Genomic DNA, 23,213 nt, shown 5'->3' on the forward strand with positions numbered 1-23,213 from the left:
GCTCCATGCGGACCAAAGCGTCGGCGCTTGAGCGTCCCTGAAGGGCGTTTGACCTGCGGTTTTGCGCTGATGATGCATTTAATGAATCATTGATTCAGTTATTGAATGTGGTTTGAGGGCGACTTTGGGAGCGAACTGTGGCAGTTGACGGGTCCGGGCGCGTGCTGCAGTTGAATGCCGTTTCGTTGCTGCATCCCGAGGAGCAGACGCTCGAGGACATGTTCACCGGCTGGCGCAACCAGCAGCTCTCCCGGAATCTGCAGTTCGACACGATCGACAAGGGAATCGCCAGTGTCCGCAGGTTCGTGAACCATGTGAACGAGTTTCCGTGGAACTGGGCGCCGGAGCATGTAGAGGAGTACTTCGGTGACCTCCGCTCGATCCGTCAGCTAAAGCACTCCACCGTCCGCGGCTACCAGTCAATGCTCCGCCGTTTCTCGTCCTACGTCTCGAACCCCGATTACGGCTGGGACAGGGTCTGTGAGCAGCGTTTCGGCACGCACCCGTCCCAGGTCTTCTTCGACTGGAACACGGCAACCCACACCCAGGAGTACGAAGGACAGTCGTCGAAGAGGCCCTTTGCCAAGGCCGAGTTGCAGATGCTGTTCGATCATGCGGACGACCAGGTCGAGCTCATCGCGGCGTCAGGCAAGAAGGGCTGGAAGGCAGCCTACCGGGATGCCGTCATGCTGAAAATCACCTACTCGTACGGGCTGAGGTTCAACGAGCTGCGTCACCTGCAAACCGTCGATTTCGCAACCAACCCTCAGGCGCGCAGGTTCGGAAAAGCAGGTGTTTGCAAGGTCCGGTTCGGCAAGTCACGCAAGGGTTCCCCCTACAAACCTCGCAGCGTCCTGACCGTATTCGACTGGAGCGCCGGCATCATCGAGGACTGGCTCGCCAACGGCCGGGGAACTCTCGATACCCTGGATCTTTTCCCCAGTGAACGCGGCGGCCTGATCTGTGAATCGACCCTGCTGCGTCGGCTCCGGCGCTACCTGAACGAGCTGGACCTGCCGCTGGAGGGTCTCGATCTGCACTCGCTGCGCCGCAGTTATGCGACGCACCTGTTGGAGGACGGATGGGATCCTAGATTCGTGCAACATCAGATGGGCCACGAACATGCCTCCACCACCGGGATCTACCAGTTTGTCAGCGATGACTTTCGCAACGCCACGCTCCGCGCGGCCCTGGACCGCACCATGGACGAAGTCCTGGGCGTGCAGCTGCGGGGGCAATGGTGAGGCGCGAAGTCGAATACAAATGGCGGCTTTCGGAGCTCATGGCAGCCCGGGGACTTCACAACACCACCGACCTCATCCCTCTTCTGGCTGAGCGCGGCATCACCCTCTCACGGCCACAGGTCTACCGGCTCGTCAACCAGAAACCGGAACGCGTCGCATTGCAGGTCATCGCCGCGATCTGCGACATCTTTTCCTGCGGCCCCGAGGACCTCATCACCGTCACAGCCGCCGACGCTCGAGCCCGGAAAACCGGCACCAGCGCTCCCAACGTCGTCGACCTGAACCGCACCGTCAGACCACGACGGGCGCGCATCATCGACGATGACGACTGAGCAACCCCAAGGCCTGACTCCGCGGAACACCAGCCGCGGCCGGCCCCGCACCACCGGGACCGCGACGTGCGCACGCTGCGGCCGGGCCGCCGGCAGGACACGAGCCACCTGGCCTGAAGGAAGAATCTGCGGACCCTGTTTCACTACAGCCACCCGCACTCACGGGACCTGCCCCGACTGCGGCCAGCACCGGTTGCTGCCCGGACCGCCCTCGGCCGCCGGGGGTCCCCGCTGCGCACCCTGCGCCGACATCCTCCATGACTTCCACTGCAGCCGCTGCAACACGGAAGGCGAGTTCTACCGGCGTGGCATCTGCTCCCGCTGCGCTCTCCGGGATGACCTCAATGAACTGCTGCTCACACACGGGGCCGCCCAAGAGACAGTGAGCAAGATCGTTGATGTCCTCTGTAAGGCGGACCGGCCTGAGAGCATCATCACTTGGAAACGCTCCCCCAAGGTCCAAGCCCTTCTTGTTTCTCTGTCATGCGGAGAGACTCCCTTGACGCACGAAGGCTTCGACGCGGCAGCTGAGTCGGTGGAACGACCAGCCAATCACCTGCGGGCCCTGTTCATCCATCACGGGCTACTCCCCTACCAGGACCCGCATCTGGCCCGGTTCGAGACCTGGATTGACGACAAACTCCGCGACCTGGCTGAAGAAATTGCTAAGCCCGTCCTGCAGTTCGCCACCTGGCATCACCTCCGTCGCATCCGGTCCATGACAACACCGGAGAAGAGCGCCCAAGCCCCGGTGCACTCCGCCAAACAAGAGATCACCGAAACTATCAAATTCCTGGCCTGGCTCCGGGATACCCACCAGCGGACTGCCGCGAACTGCAACCAGCAAGACGTCGAAACCTGGCTCGCCACCGGACCGACAACCAGGAAAGCCATCCGCACGTTCATTGTCTTCATCAAGAACACCGGCACCAACCACCGGGTGGAGATGGGCCACTACACCGCCAAAACCCGCCCCGCGATCACTCAGGACCAACGCGTGGCCTGGCTCAGGGAACTGCTCACCGGCACGAGCGAGTCCCTGCCCTACAGAGTCGCCGGCATCCTGCTGCTTCTATACGCCCAACCGCTCGTTCGGGTCGCCAAACTCCGCACCGACGCTATCGAAACCAATGAAAGCACCGGCAACATGCGGATCACCTTCGGCGCGCACCCAGTGCCCATTCCCGAACCCTTCGCCGACTTGCTTCGAGAGCACCTTAAAAGCCGTCCGAATCTCAGAACAGGCTCAGACGCGCAAAGCCCGTGGCTCTTCCCGGGGATCCGCGCTGGCCAGCCACTTCACCCAAACGGCATTATGGACAGGCTCCGCAGCCTGGGCATCGACCTGCGCGGCGCACGAAATACTGCCTTGGACGAACACCTCTTAGCCTCACCACCGCCACTAGTCGCCGACGCCCTTGGCTATAGCCACCAGATCGCATTCCTCCACGCCGACAACGCCGGCGACGCCTGGTCCCGCTACGTCAACCTCCGAACCAGACCCTGACTGACAAGGGATCGGGCCTCAGTTATCTAAGCTTGGCCTGCCACACGCTCGAGATCTGATCAATAGAACCGAATAACTCTGGGGAGGACAACTCGAAGAGCGCCTGCGCAAGTAAATCCCGGTCTTCGTCGTTTAGCGCGATGTCATCGCGGCCCTGAACAGTTTCCGCCCACAAGACCAACTCGCTCCCAGTGAGTATTCCGGCGAGGTACTGGCTGACTCCATGGAGCAAATGTCCACGGTTGAGTTCAACATAAGCAACAACCGAGTCCCAAGGATATGTGGCAAGTTCCTTTAGGGCCGCGGGAAGGGGCGTGCGCAGCTCCACCAGGTTCAACACTGCCGCGCGTCTTTGAGGCTTCAAATCAGACATAATGGCTGGCTGCCTTCTGCTTGTTCTCTACTGGCCGACCGTGGTTGCGCGAAAACTGCAACCAGACGTCCCACGACCTTACAGACAGTCAGGGCGTTGTGATGCCAGAGCATGACCAGCAGAATACGACAATCTCTAATCCGCAGGGATGCCAGTAACGCTGAAATACTGCCGATGGCGGCCCAGACGACCGGCTGGATACGACGCAAAGGACCAAAGTCTGGGGCCCTGAGCAAGGGACGGTCCGGCCCGGCCTCAACATACAGCTGGGTTTCGTCAACAGCGTCTACGCACTTCCCGGAGCTCTTCGAGCACTCGAGCAAGGCGTGGCCGGACGCTGACGAATCCCAGCTGTGCCAGTATCGAGCCTGGCGGTTAGAGGTACGGAATCAGCCAGTCCTGCACAACGGGGATGTCCACGCGCTGGTATCCGCCAAGGTAACGGCAGTTCGACGTATAGCCGTAGCTGGTCACGGCCACGAGGTAGCCGTTGAGGAAGACCGGGCCGCCCGAGTCTCCGAAGCACGTTCCGCCGCCTCCCCGGTTGTCGTTGGGGTTGCCCTGCAGTTGCAGGATCTGGGGTGTGAGCTTCTGGCCCGGCGATGTGGTGTAGCGGCGGATCAGCGGGTAGGACATCGGCTGTGGCTTCTGCGGTCCTGCCTCGGGCTTGCGCACCTCCGTACCGTAACCGACGAGCTCAAAGATGGTGCCGTTGAGAACGGGCGACTCATACTGGTCAAGGTATCCGAGCGGCGCGGGCGTCGCGGGGGTAATGCCAGTGACCGGCTCGCCGAGCCTGACGATTCCCACATCATTCCAGTTGGCCAGGTCAGTAAATCCTGAGTACTCCGGATGCGTGATGGGCGTTCCCCACAGATATCCGGCCGCCTCCAGTTCTTCCGCGGTGTATCCGCTGCCGGGATCCGCGGCAACGGGCAGCGGCGACGGCGGCTCCTCCGCAATAACCGATTCGAAGGTCACAAGGGTGACTCCGGCCGTTCCCTCGGTGCAGTGCGCCGCCGTAATCAGGACGGTGGGCGAGATCAGGGTGGCGGAACAGCGGTACCGCAAGTGATCGGCCGCATCGTAAAAGGCGATCATGCCAACGTTGGGGTGACGGTTGCCGTCCGGCTCGCCGCCGGTGATCGCCGTCGCCGGCAACGCGCCGGTAACGGTAAGAGTCAGCGCCGCAGTGACGACAAGCGCCAACCTCCTGAGTGTGCGAAACATCATCCTGGCCTTTCCATTGTGGTGGGACACGCCAACTCGCTGCGCTAGGTGGCTGGTCCATGCCTGGCACCACGTTGGCCGGGGTGTTCATCATCCGCCCGCCTTCCGGGGCACGTCAAGGGTGGCGTTCGCGGAGATTTTCCGAGGTCAGGAGCCCAAGGCCGCTCCCCCGCACTTCGCCGCCGCCCGGTTGGTCAAGTGCCGCGCCGGCGATGCAATGACCTTTGGCCCTGTCAAAACCCGCTTCCACAGCCGATGCTGTCTCTATGAATGCCAGGAGCCCGGAACCCAGGATGATCCAGTGCACCGAGCAGCCAACCGCCGTTGTCCGCGAGAAAGTCGCCATGGCTGCCCTGCCTGACTTTTTCGGCCGCGCGTACGCAGCGGTAGCAGCGGAGGCCCAGAAGCAAAGCGTCCAAATGGCCGGTCCGCCCTTCGCCCTCTACCGCGGGACACCCACGGAAACGGTCGACGTCGAAGCCGGCTTTCCGGTCATCGGCACCATCGCGGAGAGCGGGACAGTGGTGGGCAGCAGCCTCCCCGCAACCGAGGCATACGAGACGGTGCACACCGGCCCCTATGACACACTCGAGGACTCTTACACGGCCCTCCAGGAGCACATGAAAGCGGCCGGTAAGACCCCTTCGGAAACAATGTGGGAATACTATCTGAACGGTCCCCCGGACGAGCCGGATCCGCAGAAATGGCAGACCCGGGTCGTGTGGCCGGTGGCCTGATGCTCAAGACCGTCAGGATGCTGCTCCTGATGTTCGCCATGCTTGCCGGCGGCGCCTCTGCAGCCTTTGCAGTCACCCCGGTGGACGTCGTTGTGGAGGACCGCGCGGGAGTCCTTGACCGCAATACGCTGGTCCCTTCCATCAGCGCGATCGAGTTCTACTCCCCCACCAAAGTGGCCGTGTATACCTACAACGGCAGCGCCGCCGACAACCTCAATGAAGAGGTCCTCAGGTTCGCCCGGGCCGAGCATCCCGAATGGATCAGCGCGGACGGTCAAAAGTGGGCCGATGGACTCTACATCTTCGCCCTTGACCCCGTGGGCCGGCACGTGGGCACCTACATGGGCGAAGACCGCAAAGTTTCACTGGGCCAACGCGATGATATTCAGAACGCCACCAAAGACCTCCTGCGGGATGCCCAGTGGACTGATGGAACCATCGCCGGGGTCCGGCGGGGTGCCGAACTGATCAACCAGCCCTGGTACCGGTCGGCCGCCTTCACGATCACAGCGTGGGTGACGGGCGCGGCAGCCGCGCTGGGCGCGGGTGCGTGGCTCATTGTCCGGGCTGTGACACGGGCCGGCACCCGAAAAGAGATCCAACGGGGTGACAGGAGCTACGCCAGCGTCAGCATGGACCTGGACGTCACGGAACTGAACGCAAGCACGATTCCGGACGATTCCCGCTATGGCAGCAGCGTCCTGGAGAAACACCGTACATTCCTCAACCGGTACAACGCCGCCACGGAGCTCTCCAACCGGGTACATGCGCTCACGCCGCGAACCATGAGCAGAAGGTCCAGCCTCAAAACTGCGCGTGAGTATGCCGATGCGGCAGCTGAACTCGATGCGCTGGACGACGTCATTGCCGACAGCAACGCCCTCCTTAACCGGGGCAGCACCTGGCCGATGGCATGGGACCGGCAACTGGCACCCTTCCGCAGCGACCTCTCGGGGCTTGAACAGCTGCTCAGCAAACGCAACGGGCAAGGAGACTCAGCCACCGCCGCTGCGCTGCGGTCCTTCCGGGACCAGAGCGTTCGCGACACAGAGCATTTGACAGCCCAGCTCGCCGACGGAACGATCACCCCCGAGACGGCCCTGGACCGCCTGCGCGACGCCCGTACCCATCTGTCCACACTCCTGAAGAACCACGCCGAGACGGTCATCGAGGGCTTTGCCAAAACCGAGCGGGAAGCCAAACTCATGCGCAGGGACATGGAGAGTGCGCAGGAGGGCCTGGACCACGGCCGGCGGCGGAACTACGAGCCCAGCATCCTCGGAACGGTCTACCCGTCCTACTACTTCTTCTCCGTGCCCGTCTTCAATTCAGGGTTCAACACCGGCGTCGGAAGCGTCAACACTGCCCGCGGCGGGGGTGGCACCACTGGCTACGGCAGCAGCGGCGGGAGCTTCTCCGGTTCCGGCAGCTCCTCCAGTTTCTAGGTGACCTTTGGCCCTACAGGTCCCCACCGTTGCACCGCAGGCTGGAAGTCCAGGCAACAGAAAGGCCAGCCGTGTTAATGTCCAAACCGATCGCCGTCGCCACTAATGATTCCGAGCAAAGCCAGGCGGCGGTGATGTGGGCGGCACAGCGCGCTGCCCGCGCCGGCCTCCCCCTTGTCATCCTTCACGTCGTTGACGTCCGCTGGGTGGCGGAGCCGATCCCCTGGACCGGAGTTCTGATGGAGAAGGGCGAAGAGCTGCTTGAAACCGCCGCGGGTCGCGTCAGGGGCACCGTGCCGATCGACATCACCACCAAGGTTCTCGAAGGCAGCGTGGCCGGAACGCTCGGGAAGTATTCAACCAAAGTCTCAATGCTGGTGGTGGGGTCCGGGGGCACCCATCTGGGCGGCTCGCTGACGGACCGTGCGCTTCAGGTGGCGGCCGCTGCCAAGTGTCCGGTCGCCGTCGTCGGAATGCACAGCCTGGAGGGGCGCAGTGGAGTGCTGGTAGGTGTTGACGGCTCTGAGGAATCCACACAGGCTGTCGCGTTCGCGGCCGCTGAAGCAGACCGGGAGGGCCAGGAGCTGACCGTGCTGTATGCCTTCAGCGGCCCCAACCGCTGGGTCAGGTCCGGCCTGCCGACCAGCAGCCTGGCCGAACTGATCGTCGAAGAGGAACAGATAGTGCTCTCCGAAACAATCTCCGGGCTCGGCGAGGATTACCCGGACCTTGTGGTGCACAGAGTCCTGGAAACCGAGAAGGAGCCGGCCCAGGCCCTCGTGGACGCCGCTGCCAATGCACAGCTGCTGGTGGTGGGAAGCCGCGGACGGGGCGGCTTCAAACGGCTGCTGCTCGGCTCCACCGCACATGCCGTTCTGACCCACCTGCCATGCCCCACGGTCATCACCCCGGTCCGGCGCATGAAACACGAAGAGTAGGTGCCCGCCAGGATGGACAGCAACGCATCAGGACCGGAGACCGAGGTCCTGGACATCCATGACTGCTGGAAATACCTCCGCTCGGTATCGGTTGGCCGGATTGCGGTGACCACCGATGCAGGGCCGGAAATTTTCCCGGTGAACTACGTCCCCGACTATGGCACCGTTGTCTTCCGGACCGGCCCGGGCACCAAACTGGACGCGGCGCTCGCCGGCAGCCCACTCGCACTGGAAGCCGATGGCCTTAATACCTACGGCACCATTGCCTGGAGTGTCATCATCAAAGGAACTGCCGAAGTTGTGGATACCGACGAAGACTTCCGGGAAGCGGCAGAGGCCGGGCTGTCTCCGTGGGAGCCGGGCAGTAAGGAGCATCTGGTCCGGATATCGCCGTCCGACGTCAGCGGCCGGCGTTTCGTCATCGCTCCCCCGCCGCACTGGTGGCCCCCGCTGGACAGCAAGGGACACTTTCCTCCGGAAAGGTGAGCGTACGACGCCGGCGCTCACCTCGCCGCGCCGACGCTGACACGGTTGCCTCCCACCGTCGTCGGACGTCCCGTGCCGCCGCCGCGCAACGCACGGAGGGCGTTCAGGATGGTGGCGAGGTCGACCAGTTCCTGGAGGAGTGCGCCGGCCACCGCCGGGATGTAGCCGAAGACCGCCGCGATCATCAGGCCTATGCTCAGCAGGATGCCTGTCCAGATGCTCGCGAGCGCTATGCGGATGGTGCGCTGGCCGATGTCGACGGCCAGCGCGGCTTTGGACAGGTCATCAAGCATGATGACGACGTCGGCCGACTCGCTTGCCGCCGTGGAGCCCTTGGCACCCATGGCGACCCCAACGTCAGCGGCCGCCAAAACCGGGGCGTCATTGACCCCGTCGCCGACCATCATCACCGGCCGTTCCCGCAGACCTGCGACGACGGTGACTTTGTCGCCCGGGAGGCAACTTGCCTGGAACCGGGAGATCCCCGCCTGCGCAGCGATTTTTGCGGCCGTGGCAGGAGCGTCGCCGGTCAGCAGCAGGGTGTCCCGAAGGCCCAGCTGGCGGAGGTACGCGAGGGTGTCCACGGCATTGGCCCGCAGGGGGTCGCTCATGATCAGGGCTCCGGCGAACCGGCCGTCGACGCCGACATACACCGCCAGTTGTCCCCCGGCAAGGTCCTCCTCCTCGAACCCCGAGGTGACGGACTGCACAAAGTCAGGTTTGCCCACCACGACCGTGTGGCCGTCACAGCTGGCGGTGACACCCTGGGTGGCGTGTTCGGTCGCGTTGCTTCCCGGCAGCAGGTCAAGGCCGCTGTGCCGGGCAGCATCAATGACGGACGACGCCAGGACGTGCGAGGAGTACTGCTCCGCCGACGCGGCAAGCTGGAGCAGGCGGTCCTCGGAGATCAACCCCCCGGCTGCCAGCGGGACGTTGACCCGGTGCAGCGCCGGCCGGCCGTGCGTGAGGGTCCCGGTCTTGTCGAAGACGGCCGTCCGCACCCGGGCCAACTGTTCGAGGGTTCCGCCGTTCTTGATGATGATCCCCGCGTGGGCAGCCCGGCTGGTGCCCGCAAGGAACGCCACAGGCGCGGCGATGAGCAGCGGGCAGGGGGTTGCGACAACGAGTACTTCGGCGAAGCGCACCGGGTCCCCGCTGAAGTACCAGCCCACTCCCGCGAGGGCGAACGCGAGGAAAGTGAAGGGAACGGCGTACCGGTCAGCGAGCCGGACCACAGGCGGCCGGCTCGCTGCGGCCTCCTGGACCAGCGCCACGATCTGGCTGTACTGCGAGTCTTTGGCCGTGGACGTGGCTTTCATGTGCACGGCGTTCTCACCGTTGACGGACCCGCTGAGAAGGGCATCGCCCCTCACATGCTCGGCTGGAAGACTCTCGCCTGTCAGCGTGGATTCGTCGAAAGTTCCTGTCGCCGTAAGAAGTACGCCGTCCACGGGTACTACTTCGGAGGGTTTGACCAGGAGAATGTCACCGGAGCGGACCTCGCCGGCCGGGATGTCCTCGGGGGGAAGGCCCGGCAGTTCCCGGTGGGCTGTCTGCGGGACGCGCTCCAGCAGGGACCTTAGTTCGTGGGTGGCCCGGCCCTGTGCGATTTCCTCCAGTGCTTCGCCCCCTGAAAGCATCAGCACGATGATCAGGGCCGCCACGTATTCCCCCACTGCCACCGTGGAGGCGATGGCAGTGAGGGCCAAAAGGTCAATTCCCCACCGGCCCCTGAGCAGTGATTTGACCATGGAGCCGGACCTGTAGACGGCGACGAGAAGGGCGTAGCCGCTCGCAAACCACTGCGCCGCCGATTCCTGCGACGCTGCCAGGAACACTGCAACGACCAGTCCTGCCGCCACGGTGGCAGCCACCAGCGGGAATCGCCCAATCGACGTTCTCAGGGTGCCGAAGGTCATTCCTTGACACTAATGCGGTCACCCGGACGCTGCCAGAGGTCTTCGGACCTTAGCCGGTACGCTCAGTGCATGGCAGATGTTCTGGCAGTCGAGGGCTTGGTCAAGCGTTACGGCGAACGGACCGTGGTGGATGGCGTTTCCTTTCACATACGGGCCGGGGAAACCTACGGGCTGCTCGGACCTAACGGTGCTGGAAAGACCACGATTATTTCCATGGTCGCCGGGCTGATCCCGGCCGACGCCGGGTCGGTGAAGGTGCTGGGCGAAGCCATGAACCCCTCCACCACGGCACCCAAGGGACACATTGGCCTGGTCCCCCAGGAACTCGCGATCTACCCGGACCTGACGGCGCGGGAAAACCTGCGCTTCTTCGGCAGCCTCCAAGGGCTCCCCCGCACAGAACTCCGGACCAGGATGGATGAGGTGCTCGAACTCATCGGCCTGGCGGACCGCGCCGGCGAACAGGTCAAGAAGTTCTCTGGAGGGATGAAGCGCCGGCTGAACATCGGGATCGGCCTCCTTCACCGGCCCACCCTGCTCATCCTGGATGAACCGACCGTCGGGGTGGACCCGCAGTCCCGCAACTCCATCCTTGAGTCTGTGGAGGGGCTCGCCACCGAGGGTATGGCAGTCCTGTACACCACCCACTACATGGAGGAAGCCGAACGGCTGTGTGACCGCATCGCCATCATCGACGAAGGCCGGGTCCAGGCGGAAGGCACCAGGGACCAGTTGGTCACGCTGACCGGCGGCCTTGACCGGATCAATCTCCGCGGAAGCGGCAACACCCGCGCGGCAGCGGCCGCCCTGAGGGCCGCGCCGGGTGTGCACAAGGTCGACGGCGACGGGGCGGGCCTGATTCTTACCGTCCGGGACGGTCCAAGGAACCTTCCTGCACTCGTTACCGGCGCCGGCGACGCGGGAATGGCTCTGACGGCGGTCGAGATTGCCCGGCCGGACCTGGAATCCGTCTTTCTGCACTTGACCGGCAAAGCTCTCAGGGACTGACATGCGCCACATCTGGACCATGGTCGTCAATGACCTCAGGCAACGCGTCCGGGACAAGTCCGTCTTCATCTACTCCCTCCTCGTTCCCCTGTCGCTCATGGGCGTCCTGAACCTTGCCTTCGGCGGCCTCGGCAACGAGAGCGCGGATCTCAAACCGGCCACGGTGGTAGCCAGCGCTGAAGACGCAGGGCAGCTGGGCACGGCACTGCTCGATGCGGTGGAGTCACTGCAGATCATGGACGTCACCGTCAGGCGCGTCCCCGGCTCGGATGTCCGCCAGGAGACGCAGGACAGCGGAGCCACCCTGGGGCTGGTCATTCCGACGGAATTCACCGCCGCTGTCACCTCTGGCCGGGCTGTCACTGTGCAGGTGGTCGAAGGCGATCAGGAAGGGCTAGAAAAGGACGTCCTGATCTCAGTGCTGGACGGCCTCCTTGACCAGTTCGGCGCCGGAGCGGTCACGGCGTCAGCCGGCGGGCTTGCCGGTCTCCCGCCAAGCTCCCTCGCGGGACTTGGCCGGCAGACCGCTGCGGGGCCCTCCACACTGACCCTGTCGGAGGGCAAGGCGTCCGCGGAACAGCTCTCGTTGCGCGGCACCCTCGTCGCGGGCCAGACAGGGCTCTTCCTGCTGTTCACGGTGGTCTTCGGGGTGCTGGGGCTGTTGGCGGAACGCGAGCAAGGAACCCTGGCCCGCCTGAAGTCCACCCCGGTGCCGGCCGGGTCAATCATTACCGCCAAGGCTCTGGTGGGCTTTATTCTCGGCATTGCCGCAACAACAGTCCTGCTGGTGGTCGGAACGCTGCTGTTCCGGGTCTCCTTCGGATCTCCGCTCGTCATCGGGCTCCTCGTCGTGAGCGTGGCGGCGGCGGCCACCAGCATGACGTTCATCGTCGCCCGCCTCGTCCGGACCGCGGAACAGGCAAACGTTGCCCAGTCCATCCTGGCCATGGTGCTGGGCATTGCCGGTGGCGCCTTTTTCCCGATTGAGGCGTCGGGCTTCATCGCCACCGTGATGGACCTGAACCCTGTGGGCGCCTTCATTCGGGGGCTGGGGATTTGGGCAGGAGGCGGCGGACCCGCCGACGTGGCCGTTCCACTGGCCGTCATGCTGGGCTTTGCGGCTGTCTGCACGCTGGCCTCCCGGTTCATACCGGACAGGGGGACGCGCACATGAGCAGCATCCTGAGCGTCGCGGGCGTCGAAATCCGCCGCTTTCTCCGGGACAAGTCGAACATCTTCTTCGTGTTCATTTTCCCCCTGCTCCTGATAATGCTGCTGGGTTCCCAGTTCGGTGCGGGCAGCGGGCAGGCCCACGTTTCGCTGGCAGGCGGGTCAGGTACGGCCTTGGAGGCGAAGATTGCCGGCCAGTTGGCGGCGGACGGACTCCGGGTTACTTCGGGCCGCCCGGATGCGGTCCGGGCAGAACTGAGCCGTGGGCGGACCGATGTCGGGGTATTCATCAGCGACGCCGCCGCGTCCGCTTTTGAGGCCGGCCAACCGGCCGATATCGAAGTTGTGGTGTCCTCACAATCGGGCGCGCAGGCAGCACTTGCGTGGGTCCGCGCATCGGTGCAGGCAGTCGCCACCGAACAGCGGCAACGTGCGGTACTGGAGAATGCCGGCGTCGGCGGTGACAAGGCGGCCGAGGCCTTGAAGCAGGCACGGGAATCCGTGCAGCTTCCCCGCATCGAGATCATCGACACCGGCAACGTATCGCAGCAATTCACGGGCCTGGGCCAGTTTGACCTGGGCGCTGCCCAGCAGTTGCTGCTGTTCGTCTTTCTCAGTTCCCTTACCGGTTCAGCAACCCTGATCCAGGCCCGGCGCCTGGGGGTCATCGCACGCGTTATGGCGGCCCCGGTCAGCAGTGGCCGCGTCATTGCCGGACAGGCATTGGGACGCTTCGGCATCGCAGTAGTTCAAGGCGGATACATCATGCTCGGCACGGCCCTGCTGTTCGGCGTCGACTGGGGGAACCCCTTGCTGGCTGGCCTGATCCTTGCGGTCTTCTCTGCGGTGGCCGCTGCTGCGGCAATGGTCATCGGCTCAATCCTGGACAACGATGCCGCTGCGTCCGGGATCGGTGTGGGCATCGGCCTGGTGCTCGCCGGGCTGGGAGGTTCCATGGTGCCGCCGGAGTTTTTCTCAGCGACTCTCCAGGCTGTCTCCCGCGCCACCCCGCACCGCTGGGCCTACGACGCCTTCGCCGAAATACAGCGGCACGACGGCGGGTTGGTGGACATCCTTCCCCAGCTCGGCGTCCTCGCTGCCATGGCTGCCGGGCTTCTGGTGCTGGGGGCGCTTTTGCTGCGGCGCAGCCTCAGCCGGGCCCTGTAGGGTTTGGCGGCCAAGGAGCGGGCGGTGTGGGACCCTGAGGCGGGCCGGGCGGCGTGCCCGGCGGCGGAACAATGGTGCTGCCGCCTGCCTGAGGCTGCCAGTCCGGGTCGCGGGTCGTGTCGTGGATTTCCCTGCCGCCCTGGTCCAGGCGGAATGGCGGGTACTCATCGCGCATCAGCCCGACGTAGGTCACCACACGGTAGATCCAGCGGTTGAAGCCCAGCAGCAGATCGAAGAGTGGGCGCTGGTAGCGGCCGCTGAAGAGCAGGATGACGGCGGAGACGAAGACCAGGAAACTGAACAGCGAAAACCCGTTTCCGGTCTCGTACCGGATACCGGGGGTCCGCGGGTCTGTCCAGCGCACCGTGCTCGCACCCGTCAGCGCCGCGATGATCACCAGATGCGGCAGTGCCAGGAGCCACCACTTGACCAGTACCAGCCCGCGGGAGAGCCGCTCGGGGTAGTCAACCTCAAAATCAGCAGGATAGTCGGTCTTGGCCAGGGTGAACGGTGGGTACCTGTCCGTTCCCAGGGCCGCATAGGCATAGAACGCCACCCGCCAACTCCAGCGCACCACTCCTACGCTGAAATTGAAAAGGGATCGCGGATAACGGGCCGTGAACAAAATCGCGAAGCCTGCTATGACCGTCACAATGACGAAGGCAAACCAAAGAAAGAACAGGACGATGAAATGCGGTATTGCCAGGAACCATTTCACCAGCCACATCCACCGGGACAGCACCGGATCAAGCTCGCCACGGAGCCTGGCCGGATAGGGCGCCCGCTCAGCTGCCTCGGCTGCGTCGGCCACCGCCGGAGCCTGCCCGGACGCGCCCTGGTACGCCAGCGGCGAACCCGGAGCGGGACCGGATGGAACCGGGGAGCCGGAGTAAGGCGGCAGCGTTGAACCCGGGTAGGGCGCTTGCCCCGGCGGCGGCGGGGTTGTGTGACGGCCCAGTCCTTGAGCACCGAAAATAAGGAGGGGAACACCAAGAACCAGGAGAACGGCCCCTCCAGTCAGCAGGCCTGCTGCTATCGGGCCGAACAGATCGGACCGGAACCCGGCTTTCACATCCGCCGCAACTCCCGGGCTGGCGTCCGCGTTCATGACCACCAAAGACCAGTCCCCGGCGGCAATGTTCCAGTCGAAGTCCCTTTCGCCGCTTCCGGACGACGAGGCGACCCAGAAGTCCTGATCCGTGGGGACGGGCGGCTGCGCTGTCCCCTGGACCTCCCGGTAGACCACGTTAAAGGGACGGAAGCTGACGTCCCGCAGCTCAGAAAAATTGGAACCGGAAAGGTAGCGGTCCACGTCGGCCCTGGGCCCGATGCCAATGAATATCTCCTTGCCGGGGTTCGCGGATTCCGCGCCGATCCGAAGACTGCCCACATCGAACGGCAATGGCCCCGGGTAGGCGTCATCCCGCATGCCGTCCGCGCGGGCGGAGACAATGGCAGTGGAATCAACGGCGAACCGTTCCCTCGGGGAGGTGAGATACCCGCCGTCGTTTTGGCGTGAGTTGACCCACGAGGCTCCGATGCCGCCAAAAAGGAGGCCCACGCCGAGCATGGACAGTAATATGCCGAGAACGAGCATAGTAATTGAACGGGCTTTCATGTCGACCTCCCGACATTGACGAAGCATTCCAGCCCGGCCCCAGGCGTACTGGTCCCCTCCAGCGTCATGCCGGGGGACGCCGGTCAACAGGGCCTAAAGTCACCCCATCGCAATCATTCGAGGCCCGCCGGGGACCTTCGTCCCTTGTGGCGGACCGCCCGCTCATAAAGAATGAGTCAACGCGTTAGGAACCGGGGGTGCGAAAAGGGATGAAGATGAACGCTACAGCATCACAGGCGCAGGCGGCTTCGTCATCCAACGCCGGCATCCGGGTTTTCGTCCTGGATGACCATGAACTGGTGCGGCGCGGCCTCAAGGACCTTCTGGAAAGCGAAGGTTTCGTCGTGGTGGGCATGTCCGGCTCTGCCGCTGAAGCCGCCCGGAGGATTCCGGCGCTGCGTCCTGACGTGGCCATCCTGGACGCCCGGCTGCCTGACGGGACCGGGATTGAGGTCTGCCGGGACGTGCATTCAGTTGACGAGACGATCAACTGCCTGATTCTTACAAGTTACGACGACGAGCAGGCCCTTCGCGGGGCCGTGCTGGCGGGGGCATCCGGCTACGTTCTCAAGGAGATCGGCGGCTCGGACCTGATCGGTGCCCTGCGCAGGGCGGCCCGTGGCGAATCCCTGTTCGACGCCGACCTGAAGGCAAGGATTGTCCAGGGTCTGGCCGAACCGGAAAGGGTGGATCCGCGGTTGGCCTCCCTGACGCCGCAGGAACGGCGCGTACTGGAACTTGTCGGTGAAGGCCTGACCAACCGCCAGATCGGGGAACGCATGCTTCTGGCGGAGAAGACGGTGAAGAACTACGTCTCATCACTGCTGGCGAAGCTTGGTTTCGAACGGCGGACCCAGGCCGCCGTTCATGTTGCACAGCATTCCCCGCCAGACCAGTAGAGGTTAAGGCAAGGCTGCTGGCGGCGCTCCGGGCTGCTGGCGATTCAAAAGACCGGGGCGGTCCACGTCAGCGACGTCCCGGATTCCGGGTTGCCTGATATGTCAAAGGTTCCGCCCATCGACCGCGCCCGGTGTTCCATGTTCGAGAGGCCGTGGCCTGGCTCCGGCGCTGAGAACCCTATGCCGTTGTCCTGGATGTGGACTGAAACGTATCCGTCAATGACTGACACCGTTACCCTGATGAAATCCGCCCCTGAGTGGCGGACCGCATTGCTCAGGCCCTCGGTGATGACTGCGAGCACGTTCGCGGCGGTCTCCTCGTCCCGGACAGCGTCAACGGCGCCCGTCAGCGTCAGGAGCGGAACAAACGCCAGGGACTGCGTACTGCTGCGGACGGTTTGGAGGATGCGGCTGCTGAGGAGTTCCTTGCCTGTCTCGGAGTCACTCAGCGAATAAATGGTGTTGCGGAGCTCCCTGATGGTCTCGTCCAGTTCGTCGGTCACGGTCTGGATGGTGCTGGCCGCCGAACTGTCTGTCATGTAGCGCCGGAGGCTCTGGATACTCAGGCCTGCCGCGAACAGCCGTTGGATCACCAGGTCATGGAGGTCCCTGGCAATCCTGTCCCTGTCACTGAAAACGGCAATTTGTTCCCGCATCCGGTGCGCCCGCGCCAATTCGAGCGCCAGGGCAACGTGTGAGCCGAACACAGGGGCCATCTCAATGTCGGTGGTACTGAATGTCCCCGAAGGACATTCACGCAGCAGAACCAGCAGGCCGTGGTGGGTTCCGTGGGCGCTCAGGTCAACGGCGAGCAGCCTGCTGGGAACAGGTACGTCGCGGGCACCCAGGACCGAGGCAGCGTCCGGGACAAGGGTGGCCTTCCCCGTGGCGATCACGCTGTCTATCTCGCCGGATTCAAGCGAGAGCAGACGCCCCAGCCACCGCGAAGGGCTGCTGCCGGCGGCACCTGCCACACGGAAGTAATTTGACGCCTGGTCCTCCGGGTTGTTTTGTGCCGTGTTCTCCCGGCTTGTGTTCTGCCGGGGCGTGTTCTCCTGTACCAGGATCAGGGCCACGGACGAATCTGATTCACGGAGCGCCCTGGCTGCAATCATGTCCAGTCCCCCGTCCTGGCCCGGCGGGGTGTCCTCAGAGCCCATCATCCGTCCGGTCACGTCCATGCAGGCCTGGAGCCAGGCGGCCCTGCGGCGTGCATCCTCGAAGAGCCTGGCATTCTCGATTGCCACGCCGGCTGCAGCGGCGAGTGCCTCAGCCAGCTGTTCGTCTTCGTCGGTGAAGTCCCCGCCACCCGTTTTTTGTGTCAGGTAAAGGTTGCCGAATACGGCATCCCGGACCCGGATGGGGACGCCCAGGAAGGTCTTCATCGGCGGATGGTTCGCTGGAAACCCGTAGGCATCCGGATGCCGGCTCAGATCATGCAGCCGCAATGGCTTGGGATCACGGATCAGCAGGCCCAGGACGCCATGGCCCGTGGGAAGGGGGCCGATCCGCGTGGCGAGTTCCTCGTCGATGCCGACGGTGATGAAATGGCTCAGGGCGCGATCGGCCCCGATAACACCCAGGGCCCCGTACTCGGCCCGCAGCAGCTGGCAGGCTGAGCTGACAACTCTGTGCAGGACAGCTTCAAGGCTGAGGTCTTCGGCCAGGGCCACCACCGCGTTCAGCAGCCCCTGCATCCGCTGGTGGCCGTTCGTGGGTTCACCGGAAGAGTCAACAAAATCCGTCAGGAGCTCAGCCAGCCGGGGACCGGCGCCCGGTGGCCTGTTCTCGCCGTTTGGCTGCATTAAATCCATCACGGAACCGCCTTCCGCGGAAAGTACCGCATGCGAAGGTCTACCGGCTGCTGCAGTTGCTCACACACTATCGCGCCCCGCCCCATTCAGCCATGCCTCATGGTCGATTAGGGGGTCTTTATGCCCTAGATGGGGGTGCAACTGCTCCGTAGGATCTTGGCCATGACTGCAGATGCATCAATCCCTGAAACCGCGGAGCTTACTCCTAAGGACTGCTGGCACCTTTTGCGCGGTGATTCCGTGGGCCGTCTGGCAGTATGGGTCAACGATCATCCCGAGATCTTTCCCATCAATTACAAAGTCGACCACGAGTCCCTGGTGTTCCGGACCGGCGCCGGAACGAAGCTGGCGTCTGCACTCGGCAAGCAGGTGGCTCTCGAGGCCGACGGCGCAGACACGGACAAGGGCGTTGCATGGAGTGTGGTCGTGAAAGGGCAGGCCACTGCGCTCAATCGCACTCCTGAGGTCATGGACACCCTCGGCCAGCTGCTTTTTCCGTGGGAGACCGGCCGGAAGGACCACTTCATCCGGATTGTTCCGGAGAGTATCAGTGGCAGGCGCTTCAAGATCGCCGCACCCCTGACCTGGGGCGGCCCGCTGGATGAGGCCACCCGGGCAGGCCTGGAGTAACCCTTTCATGCGGGCATGGTGGGTCCAGTCCCCCGGTCCCGTTGCAACGGGGCCGTTGCGGCTTGGTGAGCGGCCTGAGCCGTCCCCTGCGCCTGGAGAAGTCCTCCTCTCGGTACGGGCGTGCGGTGTGTGCCGGACCGATCTCCACCTCGCCGAAGGAGACCTCGTGCCCCGGGCCATCGGCAGGATTCCCGGCCACGAAGTGGTCGGTGAGGTCGTCGGTCTTGGATCAGGCAGCTCCCGGTTCGGCCTCGGAGAACGGGTGGGGGCAGCCTGGCTTGCCCGCACTTGCGGCACTTGCCGTTTCTGCCTCCGGGGGGCCGAGAACCTTTGCCTCGAGCCCACGTTCACGGGCTGGGACACCGACGGCGGGTATGCGGAGATGATGACCGTCCACGAGGACTATGCGTACCGGATACCCGACGTCTTCACCGATGAGAAGGCAGCGCCACTGCTGTGCGCCGGAATCATTGGCTACCGTGCGCTGAGATGCTCCGGCAGCGCGCCGGGGGGCAAACTGGGCATCTACGGCTTCGGCGGATCGGCGCACCTGACGGCGCAAATGGCCATTTTCGAAGGTGCGGACGTTTATGTCATGACCCGGTCAGCCGCCGCGCAGGAGCTCGCCCTGGAACTCGGAGCGGTGTTCGCGGGCGGGGCGGACGAGACGCCGCCGGAATTGCTGGATGCAGCCATTCTCTTCGCCCCGGCGGGCGGACTGGTACCGATAGCGCTCCGGGCCCTGGACCGCGGAGGCACCCTTGCCATCGCAGGGATCCACCTCAGCAACATCCCCGAAATGGACTATCAGAAGGATCTTTTCAACGAGCGGCACCTCCGCAGTGTGACCGCAAATACACGGGCGGACGGCCAGGAATTCCTGGCCCTTGCTGCGAAAATACCCCTGGACCCCACCACTGTTGCCTACCCCTGGACTGAGGCCGACCAGGCATTGCGGGATCTCGCCAACGACCGCTTCACTGGCGCCGCAGTCCTGATCATGAACTCCTGAGCAACCGGAAAGCCGCTGGAATCAGCCACCTGGCTTTGGTGACCTTCGGCCCTAGGCGCAGCGCCCATGACAAGGGCAAGGTACTGCCATGAGCGACAGCGGACAAACCGTGGATCCAGGCACTGAAACCCGTCCCGGAACCGGGATGCATCAACGGAGCGAAATGCCCACCATCGTGGTGGGCGTCGACGGAAGCGCCCCCTCCATACTCGCCCTGCGCTGGGCAATGGCGTTGGCGCCACTGTTCAAAGCCAGCATCCGCGCCGTGACGTGCTGGCAGTACCAGATCGCCATTGGCACCTTCACACCGGTTATCTGGAATCCAGAAGAGGAAGCGCAAAAAATCTGCGCCGAAGCAGTGGCCCAGGCCTTCAACGGGAATCTACCCCCGGGACTTGAAATGACCGTGTCCCAGGGTCCCGCGGCGAAGGTGCTGGTCGAAGCAAGCAAAACGGCGCAGCTCGTTGTGGTGGGCAGCCGCGGGCACGGAGGATTTGAAGGGCTGCTCCTGGGTTCGGTCAGCACGACGGTGGCCGAGCACGCGAAGTGCCCGGTCCTGATCGCCCATGGCACCGACCTGCCGGCAGAGCTCGTGACTGCTCCCGGACATGCATCCTTCGAAGGGGGCAGCCGGGCCGGGTCCAGCCATGCCCTCCCCTGAACGCGTCGTCGCAGGCTACGACGGTTCGGAGGCGGCAGCCCTGGCAGTGCGCTGGGCTGCACGGCACGCACTGCTGGTGGGTGCTGAACTGGAGTTGGTTCACTGTTCCTTGTGGCCGATGCTGACCCACGACCTCGGACCCGTGCCCGGCGTAGCCGACAGCGGCCTCCGGCATCAGGCCCAGGCAATTCTGGACCAAGGCAAAGCGGAGGCACTGACCGCAGCCCCTGAGGTCAGGATCCGGCCCAGCCTCCTGTATGGACTCCCCGCCGGCCATCTGCGGCGCATCTCGGACGGGGCCGCGATGTTGGTCCTGGGCAGCCGTGGAATCGGCGGATTCATGGGACTTTTGGTGGGATCAGTCAGCCTGGAGCTCACTGCGACAGCGGCCTGCCCCGTTGTTGTGGTCCGTTTCGATCAGCACCCGGATGGGCGCGTTGTGGTGGGAATAGACGCTGCCGGATCGGCTGGCGCCCTGGGCAAAGCGTGTGCTTTTGCGGCAGCGACGGGCGCCGACCTGCTGATCATCCATGTTATCCGGTCCCATGACGGCCACGCCGGCGGTACGCGGAGCGCCCCGGCCGGCGGTCCCGGGCCTGCCCGCGGCCTACTGGGAACTGCGGTAAGCACGGCCCGCGCCCTTGCGCCGGAGGTGACGATCAGCCAGGAACTGGCCGAGGATTCTTCCGTCCCGCGGGCCCTCCTCAATGCCGCCCGGGGGGCCGCCCTCCTGGTGGTGGGGAGCAAAGGCGAGGGGCTCATCAAGGGAACATTCGGGTCAAACGCCCATGCGGTCCTGCACCATGCAACCGGGCCTGTCATGATCTGCCGGCAACAGACCGGAGACTAGCCGGCCGGGCGTAAACCGTCTGAGGGACTTTCGTCCCTTACGGCTCCCTCAACCGGACGTCATCGTTGAAAGGAACGTCATTCCGCGTGCGCAGTGGATCCCATCATCGACAGCGAGGAACAGAAATGAAAGCCATCGTCTACGGCGGACCCGGACAGAAATCCTGGACAGACGTGCCGGACCCTGCAATAAAGAGTCCCGGCGACGCCATCGTCAAAGTGGACACCACCACCATCTGCGGGACGGATCTTCACATTCTCAAGGGTGACGTACCGGCCGTGCAGGAGGGAAGAATCCTTGGCCACGAAGGCGTGGGAACCATCACGGAGGTCGGTTCATCGGTCACCAGCCTGAAACCCGGCGACCGCGTTATCATCTCCTGCATCAAATCCTGCGGCCACTGCGCCAACTGTAAGACCGGGCTCTATTCCCATTGCATGGGTGAGGAAGGTGCCGCTGGAATCGGTTGGGTCTTCGGGCATCTGATCGACGGCACCCAGGCGGAATACGTCCGCGTCCCCTACGCCGAAAACTCCCTGCACCTGCTGCCCGCCGGAGTCACGGACGAACAGGCGGTGATGTTGTCGGACATCCTCCCGACCGGCTTCGAAATCGGTGTCCAGTATGGGCGGGTCAAGCCCGGCGACACCGTGGCGGTCATCGGGGCGGGCCCCGTGGGGCTTGCAGCAATAGCCACCGCCGGACTCTACGGGGCGGCGACCATCATCGCTGTGGACCTTGACCGGAACCGGCTGGAGAAATCCCGCGAATTCGGCGCAACCGACGTGGTGCTCTCAGGGGACGCCGACTGGAAGGAACAGGTGCTGGCGCTGACGGACGGCCAGGGCGTCGATGTGGCCATCGAAGCCGTAGGCATACCGGCAACCTTCAGCATGTGCACGGAGATTGTCCGGCCAGGCGGGAACGTGGCCAACGTCGGCGTCCACGGTAAGTCCGTGGAACTGCACGTGGAGAACCTGTGGATCCAGAACATCAACATCAGCATGGGGCTCGTGAACGCCAACACCACCCCCATGCTGCTGAAACTCGTCGCGCAGAAGAAACTGCCGGCAGAGAAATTTGCGACCCACCATTTCACTTTCGACCAGTTCCTGGATGCCTACGACACCTTCGCCAGGGCATCGGAGACGAACGCACTTAAGGTGGTCATCACGGCATGAAAGCGCACATCGTTTACGACTCTGCCTACGGGAACACCAAGGCGGTTGCCGAGGCCGTAGCGCGGGCCCTCAAGCCCCTGCGCGCGGGAGCGGTATCGGTGACAGACTTCGACCCCGGCAATCTCGCAGCCGAGGACCTGCTGGTCGTCGGCTCCCCCATCAACGGCTGGCGCCCCACTCCAAAGATCACGCAACTGCTGGCACAACTGGGCGAAGGCAGGCTGAAAGGCGTCAACGCGGCGGCGTTCGACACCCGTGTCCGCTTCTTCATCCACGGCGACGCTGCCAGGAAAATGACCAAATTGCTCAAGGAAGGCGGCGCCAACATCATCGCCGACCCGGCCCCGTTTTACGTCCGGGGTACCGAGGGGCCACTTCGGAACGGGGAACTTGAAAAAGCCGCCAGCTGGGCGAAAAGCCTCGCAACGGCACTGGAGCGGAAAGCAACGCCATGAAAGCGGCCGTAGTGTACGAATCCCTTTACGGCAATACACACGCCGTCGCGAATGCGATCGCGGAGGGGCTGAAGGACGCCGTTGAACCCCTGGTGATGTCGGTCGCAGAAGCGGAACGGACAGACCCCACCAGCACCGATCTGCTGGTGGTGGGGGGACCGACGCACGTCCACGGCATGAGCAGGAAGCCCATGTGGGAAGCGGCGGTCAAGGATGCCCTCCAGCACCCGGAGAAAGGGCTGGTCCCCGACGCTTCCTCCGAAGGGCCCGGATTGCGGGCGTGGTTCGCTTCCCTGGACAAGGCACGAGGGAAGGCCGCAGCATTCGATACGCGGCTGCAGGGCAATGAACTTCTCACCGGCCATGCCTCGAAGGGCATCGCGAAACGGCTCCGGCAGCATGGCCTTGAGTTGGTGGCTGAACCTGCCAGCTTCCTCGTTGACGATACAAACCAGCTGCTGCCCGGGGAACTCGACAGGGCACGGGAGTGGGGGAAGATGCTCGCCTCTGCGGTCTCGTCGCGAACCTGAGGTCAAC

At 64.2% G+C, this 23,213-nt stretch carries 23 protein-coding genes; 18 read left to right on the top strand and 5 right to left on the bottom strand.

Features of this window, described 5'->3' with window-relative positions:
• Window positions 1-137 precede the first annotated feature (137 nt).
• The 3 genes from ACS5PJ_RS01290 to ACS5PJ_RS01300 all read left to right on the top strand — a co-directional run bounded on the left by ACS5PJ_RS01290 (window position 138) and on the right by ACS5PJ_RS01300 (window position 3,083).
• On the top strand, window positions 138-1,244 hold the full coding sequence (locus tag ACS5PJ_RS01290; RefSeq protein WP_439433123.1) for a tyrosine-type recombinase/integrase: 1,107 nt from the start codon (window positions 138-140) through the stop codon (window positions 1,242-1,244).
• Complete coding sequence (locus ACS5PJ_RS01295; RefSeq protein WP_439433124.1) at window positions 1,238-1,576, top strand: helix-turn-helix domain-containing protein; 339 nt, start codon at window positions 1,238-1,240, stop codon at window positions 1,574-1,576. The genes ACS5PJ_RS01290 and ACS5PJ_RS01295 overlap by 7 nt, the downstream gene beginning before the upstream one ends.
• A gap of 499 nt (window positions 1,577-2,075) precedes the next feature.
• Window positions 2,076-3,083 carry a site-specific integrase gene (locus ACS5PJ_RS01300; protein WP_439433125.1) on the top strand — a complete coding sequence of 336 codons (1,008 nt, stop codon included), beginning with the start codon at window positions 2,076-2,078 and terminating at the stop codon, window positions 3,081-3,083.
• Between the two features lie 22 nt (window positions 3,084-3,105).
• On the opposite strand, the gene ACS5PJ_RS01305 is transcribed toward ACS5PJ_RS01300, so the two are convergent.
• Window positions 3,106-3,456 carry a hypothetical protein gene (locus ACS5PJ_RS01305; RefSeq protein WP_439433126.1) on the bottom strand — a complete coding sequence of 117 codons (351 nt, stop codon included), beginning with the start codon at window positions 3,454-3,456 and terminating at the stop codon, window positions 3,106-3,108.
• Between the two features lie 375 nt (window positions 3,457-3,831).
• Window positions 3,832-4,689 carry a S1 family peptidase gene (locus ACS5PJ_RS01310; protein ID WP_439433127.1) on the bottom strand — a complete coding sequence of 286 codons (858 nt, stop codon included), beginning with the start codon at window positions 4,687-4,689 and terminating at the stop codon, window positions 3,832-3,834.
• A gap of 263 nt (window positions 4,690-4,952) precedes the next feature.
• On the opposite strand from ACS5PJ_RS01310, the gene ACS5PJ_RS01315 reads away from it, so the two are divergent.
• From ACS5PJ_RS01315 to ACS5PJ_RS01330, 4 genes are all read left to right on the top strand, one after another.
• Window positions 4,953-5,423, top strand: a complete 471-nt coding sequence (locus tag ACS5PJ_RS01315; protein WP_439433128.1) for a GyrI-like domain-containing protein — start codon at window positions 4,953-4,955, stop codon at window positions 5,421-5,423.
• A 17-nt stretch (window positions 5,424-5,440) separates the two neighbouring features.
• Window positions 5,441-6,868, top strand: a complete 1,428-nt coding sequence (locus ACS5PJ_RS01320) for a DUF5129 domain-containing protein (protein ID WP_439433549.1) — start codon at window positions 5,441-5,443, stop codon at window positions 6,866-6,868.
• 71 nt (window positions 6,869-6,939) lie between these two features.
• Window positions 6,940-7,806, top strand: coding sequence for a universal stress protein (locus tag ACS5PJ_RS01325; protein ID WP_439433129.1), 867 nt, complete (start codon window positions 6,940-6,942; stop codon window positions 7,804-7,806).
• Between the two features lie 12 nt (window positions 7,807-7,818).
• Entirely contained in the window at window positions 7,819-8,292 is a 474-nt protein-coding gene (locus ACS5PJ_RS01330; RefSeq protein ID WP_439433130.1) for a pyridoxamine 5'-phosphate oxidase family protein, read from the top strand.
• A 17-nt stretch (window positions 8,293-8,309) separates the two neighbouring features.
• Here ACS5PJ_RS01330 and ACS5PJ_RS01335 read toward each other — a convergent pair whose 3' ends face one another.
• Complete coding sequence (locus ACS5PJ_RS01335; protein WP_439433131.1) at window positions 8,310-10,211, bottom strand: heavy metal translocating P-type ATPase; 1,902 nt, start codon at window positions 10,209-10,211, stop codon at window positions 8,310-8,312.
• A gap of 69 nt (window positions 10,212-10,280) precedes the next feature.
• On the opposite strand from ACS5PJ_RS01335, the gene ACS5PJ_RS01340 reads away from it, so the two are divergent.
• The 3 genes from ACS5PJ_RS01340 to ACS5PJ_RS01350 are packed head-to-tail and all read left to right on the top strand — an operon-like array spanning window position 10,281 to window position 13,556.
• On the top strand, window positions 10,281-11,219 hold the full coding sequence (locus ACS5PJ_RS01340) for an ABC transporter ATP-binding protein (RefSeq protein WP_439433132.1): 939 nt from the start codon (window positions 10,281-10,283) through the stop codon (window positions 11,217-11,219).
• Window position 11,220: 1 nt separating this feature from the next.
• Window positions 11,221-12,393 carry an ABC transporter permease gene (locus ACS5PJ_RS01345; RefSeq protein WP_439433133.1) on the top strand — a complete coding sequence of 391 codons (1,173 nt, stop codon included), beginning with the start codon at window positions 11,221-11,223 and terminating at the stop codon, window positions 12,391-12,393.
• Entirely contained in the window at window positions 12,390-13,556 is a 1,167-nt protein-coding gene (locus tag ACS5PJ_RS01350; RefSeq protein ID WP_439433134.1) for an ABC transporter permease, read from the top strand. The genes ACS5PJ_RS01345 and ACS5PJ_RS01350 overlap by 4 nt, the downstream gene beginning before the upstream one ends.
• On the opposite strand, the gene ACS5PJ_RS01355 is transcribed toward ACS5PJ_RS01350, so the two are convergent.
• Window positions 13,540-15,174 (bottom strand): DUF4389 domain-containing protein, encoded by a 1,635-nt coding sequence (locus tag ACS5PJ_RS01355; RefSeq protein WP_439433135.1) that lies wholly within the window; start codon window positions 15,172-15,174, stop codon window positions 13,540-13,542. The two genes, ACS5PJ_RS01350 and ACS5PJ_RS01355, sit on opposite strands and share 17 nt — an antisense overlap.
• Before the next feature lie 215 nt (window positions 15,175-15,389).
• Here ACS5PJ_RS01355 and ACS5PJ_RS01360 point away from each other — a divergent pair, with 215 nt between their 5' ends.
• Window positions 15,390-16,073 carry a response regulator gene (locus ACS5PJ_RS01360; RefSeq protein ID WP_439433136.1) on the top strand — a complete coding sequence of 228 codons (684 nt, stop codon included), beginning with the start codon at window positions 15,390-15,392 and terminating at the stop codon, window positions 16,071-16,073.
• A 44-nt stretch (window positions 16,074-16,117) separates the two neighbouring features.
• Here ACS5PJ_RS01360 and ACS5PJ_RS01365 read toward each other — a convergent pair whose 3' ends face one another.
• A complete protein-coding gene (locus tag ACS5PJ_RS01365; protein WP_439433550.1) occupies window positions 16,118-17,887 on the bottom strand; it encodes a GAF domain-containing sensor histidine kinase in 1,770 nt (589 codons plus the stop codon).
• Window positions 17,888-18,049: 162 nt separating this feature from the next.
• On the opposite strand from ACS5PJ_RS01365, the gene ACS5PJ_RS01370 reads away from it, so the two are divergent.
• The 7 genes from ACS5PJ_RS01370 (at window position 18,050) to ACS5PJ_RS01400 (ending at window position 23,206) form a co-directional block, all read left to right on the top strand.
• On the top strand, window positions 18,050-18,517 hold the full coding sequence (locus tag ACS5PJ_RS01370) for a pyridoxamine 5'-phosphate oxidase family protein (RefSeq protein WP_439433137.1): 468 nt from the start codon (window positions 18,050-18,052) through the stop codon (window positions 18,515-18,517).
• A gap of 7 nt (window positions 18,518-18,524) precedes the next feature.
• Entirely contained in the window at window positions 18,525-19,529 is a 1,005-nt protein-coding gene (locus ACS5PJ_RS01375; protein WP_439433138.1) for a zinc-dependent alcohol dehydrogenase family protein, read from the top strand.
• An 88-nt stretch (window positions 19,530-19,617) separates the two neighbouring features.
• Entirely contained in the window at window positions 19,618-20,190 is a 573-nt protein-coding gene (locus ACS5PJ_RS01380) for a universal stress protein (protein ID WP_439433139.1), read from the top strand.
• A complete protein-coding gene (locus ACS5PJ_RS01385) occupies window positions 20,177-21,040 on the top strand; it encodes a universal stress protein (protein WP_439433140.1) in 864 nt (287 codons plus the stop codon). The genes ACS5PJ_RS01380 and ACS5PJ_RS01385 overlap by 14 nt, the downstream gene beginning before the upstream one ends.
• A 125-nt stretch (window positions 21,041-21,165) precedes the next feature.
• Window positions 21,166-22,221, top strand: coding sequence for a zinc-dependent alcohol dehydrogenase family protein (locus tag ACS5PJ_RS01390; protein ID WP_439433141.1), 1,056 nt, complete (start codon window positions 21,166-21,168; stop codon window positions 22,219-22,221).
• Window positions 22,218-22,676: a flavodoxin family protein gene (locus ACS5PJ_RS01395; RefSeq protein ID WP_439433142.1), complete on the top strand. Its 459-nt coding sequence runs from the start codon at window positions 22,218-22,220 to the stop codon at window positions 22,674-22,676. The genes ACS5PJ_RS01390 and ACS5PJ_RS01395 overlap by 4 nt, the downstream gene beginning before the upstream one ends.
• The gene (locus ACS5PJ_RS01400; RefSeq protein WP_439433143.1) at window positions 22,673-23,206 is read left to right on the top strand and encodes a flavodoxin family protein; all 534 of its coding nucleotides are present in this window, start codon (window positions 22,673-22,675) and stop codon (window positions 23,204-23,206) included. The genes ACS5PJ_RS01395 and ACS5PJ_RS01400 overlap by 4 nt, the downstream gene beginning before the upstream one ends.
• Window positions 23,207-23,213 lie beyond the last annotated feature (7 nt).

Source organism: Pseudarthrobacter cremeus, assembly GCF_051857465.1.
In the GTDB taxonomy this organism is placed as follows: domain Bacteria; phylum Actinomycetota; class Actinomycetes; order Actinomycetales; family Micrococcaceae; genus Arthrobacter.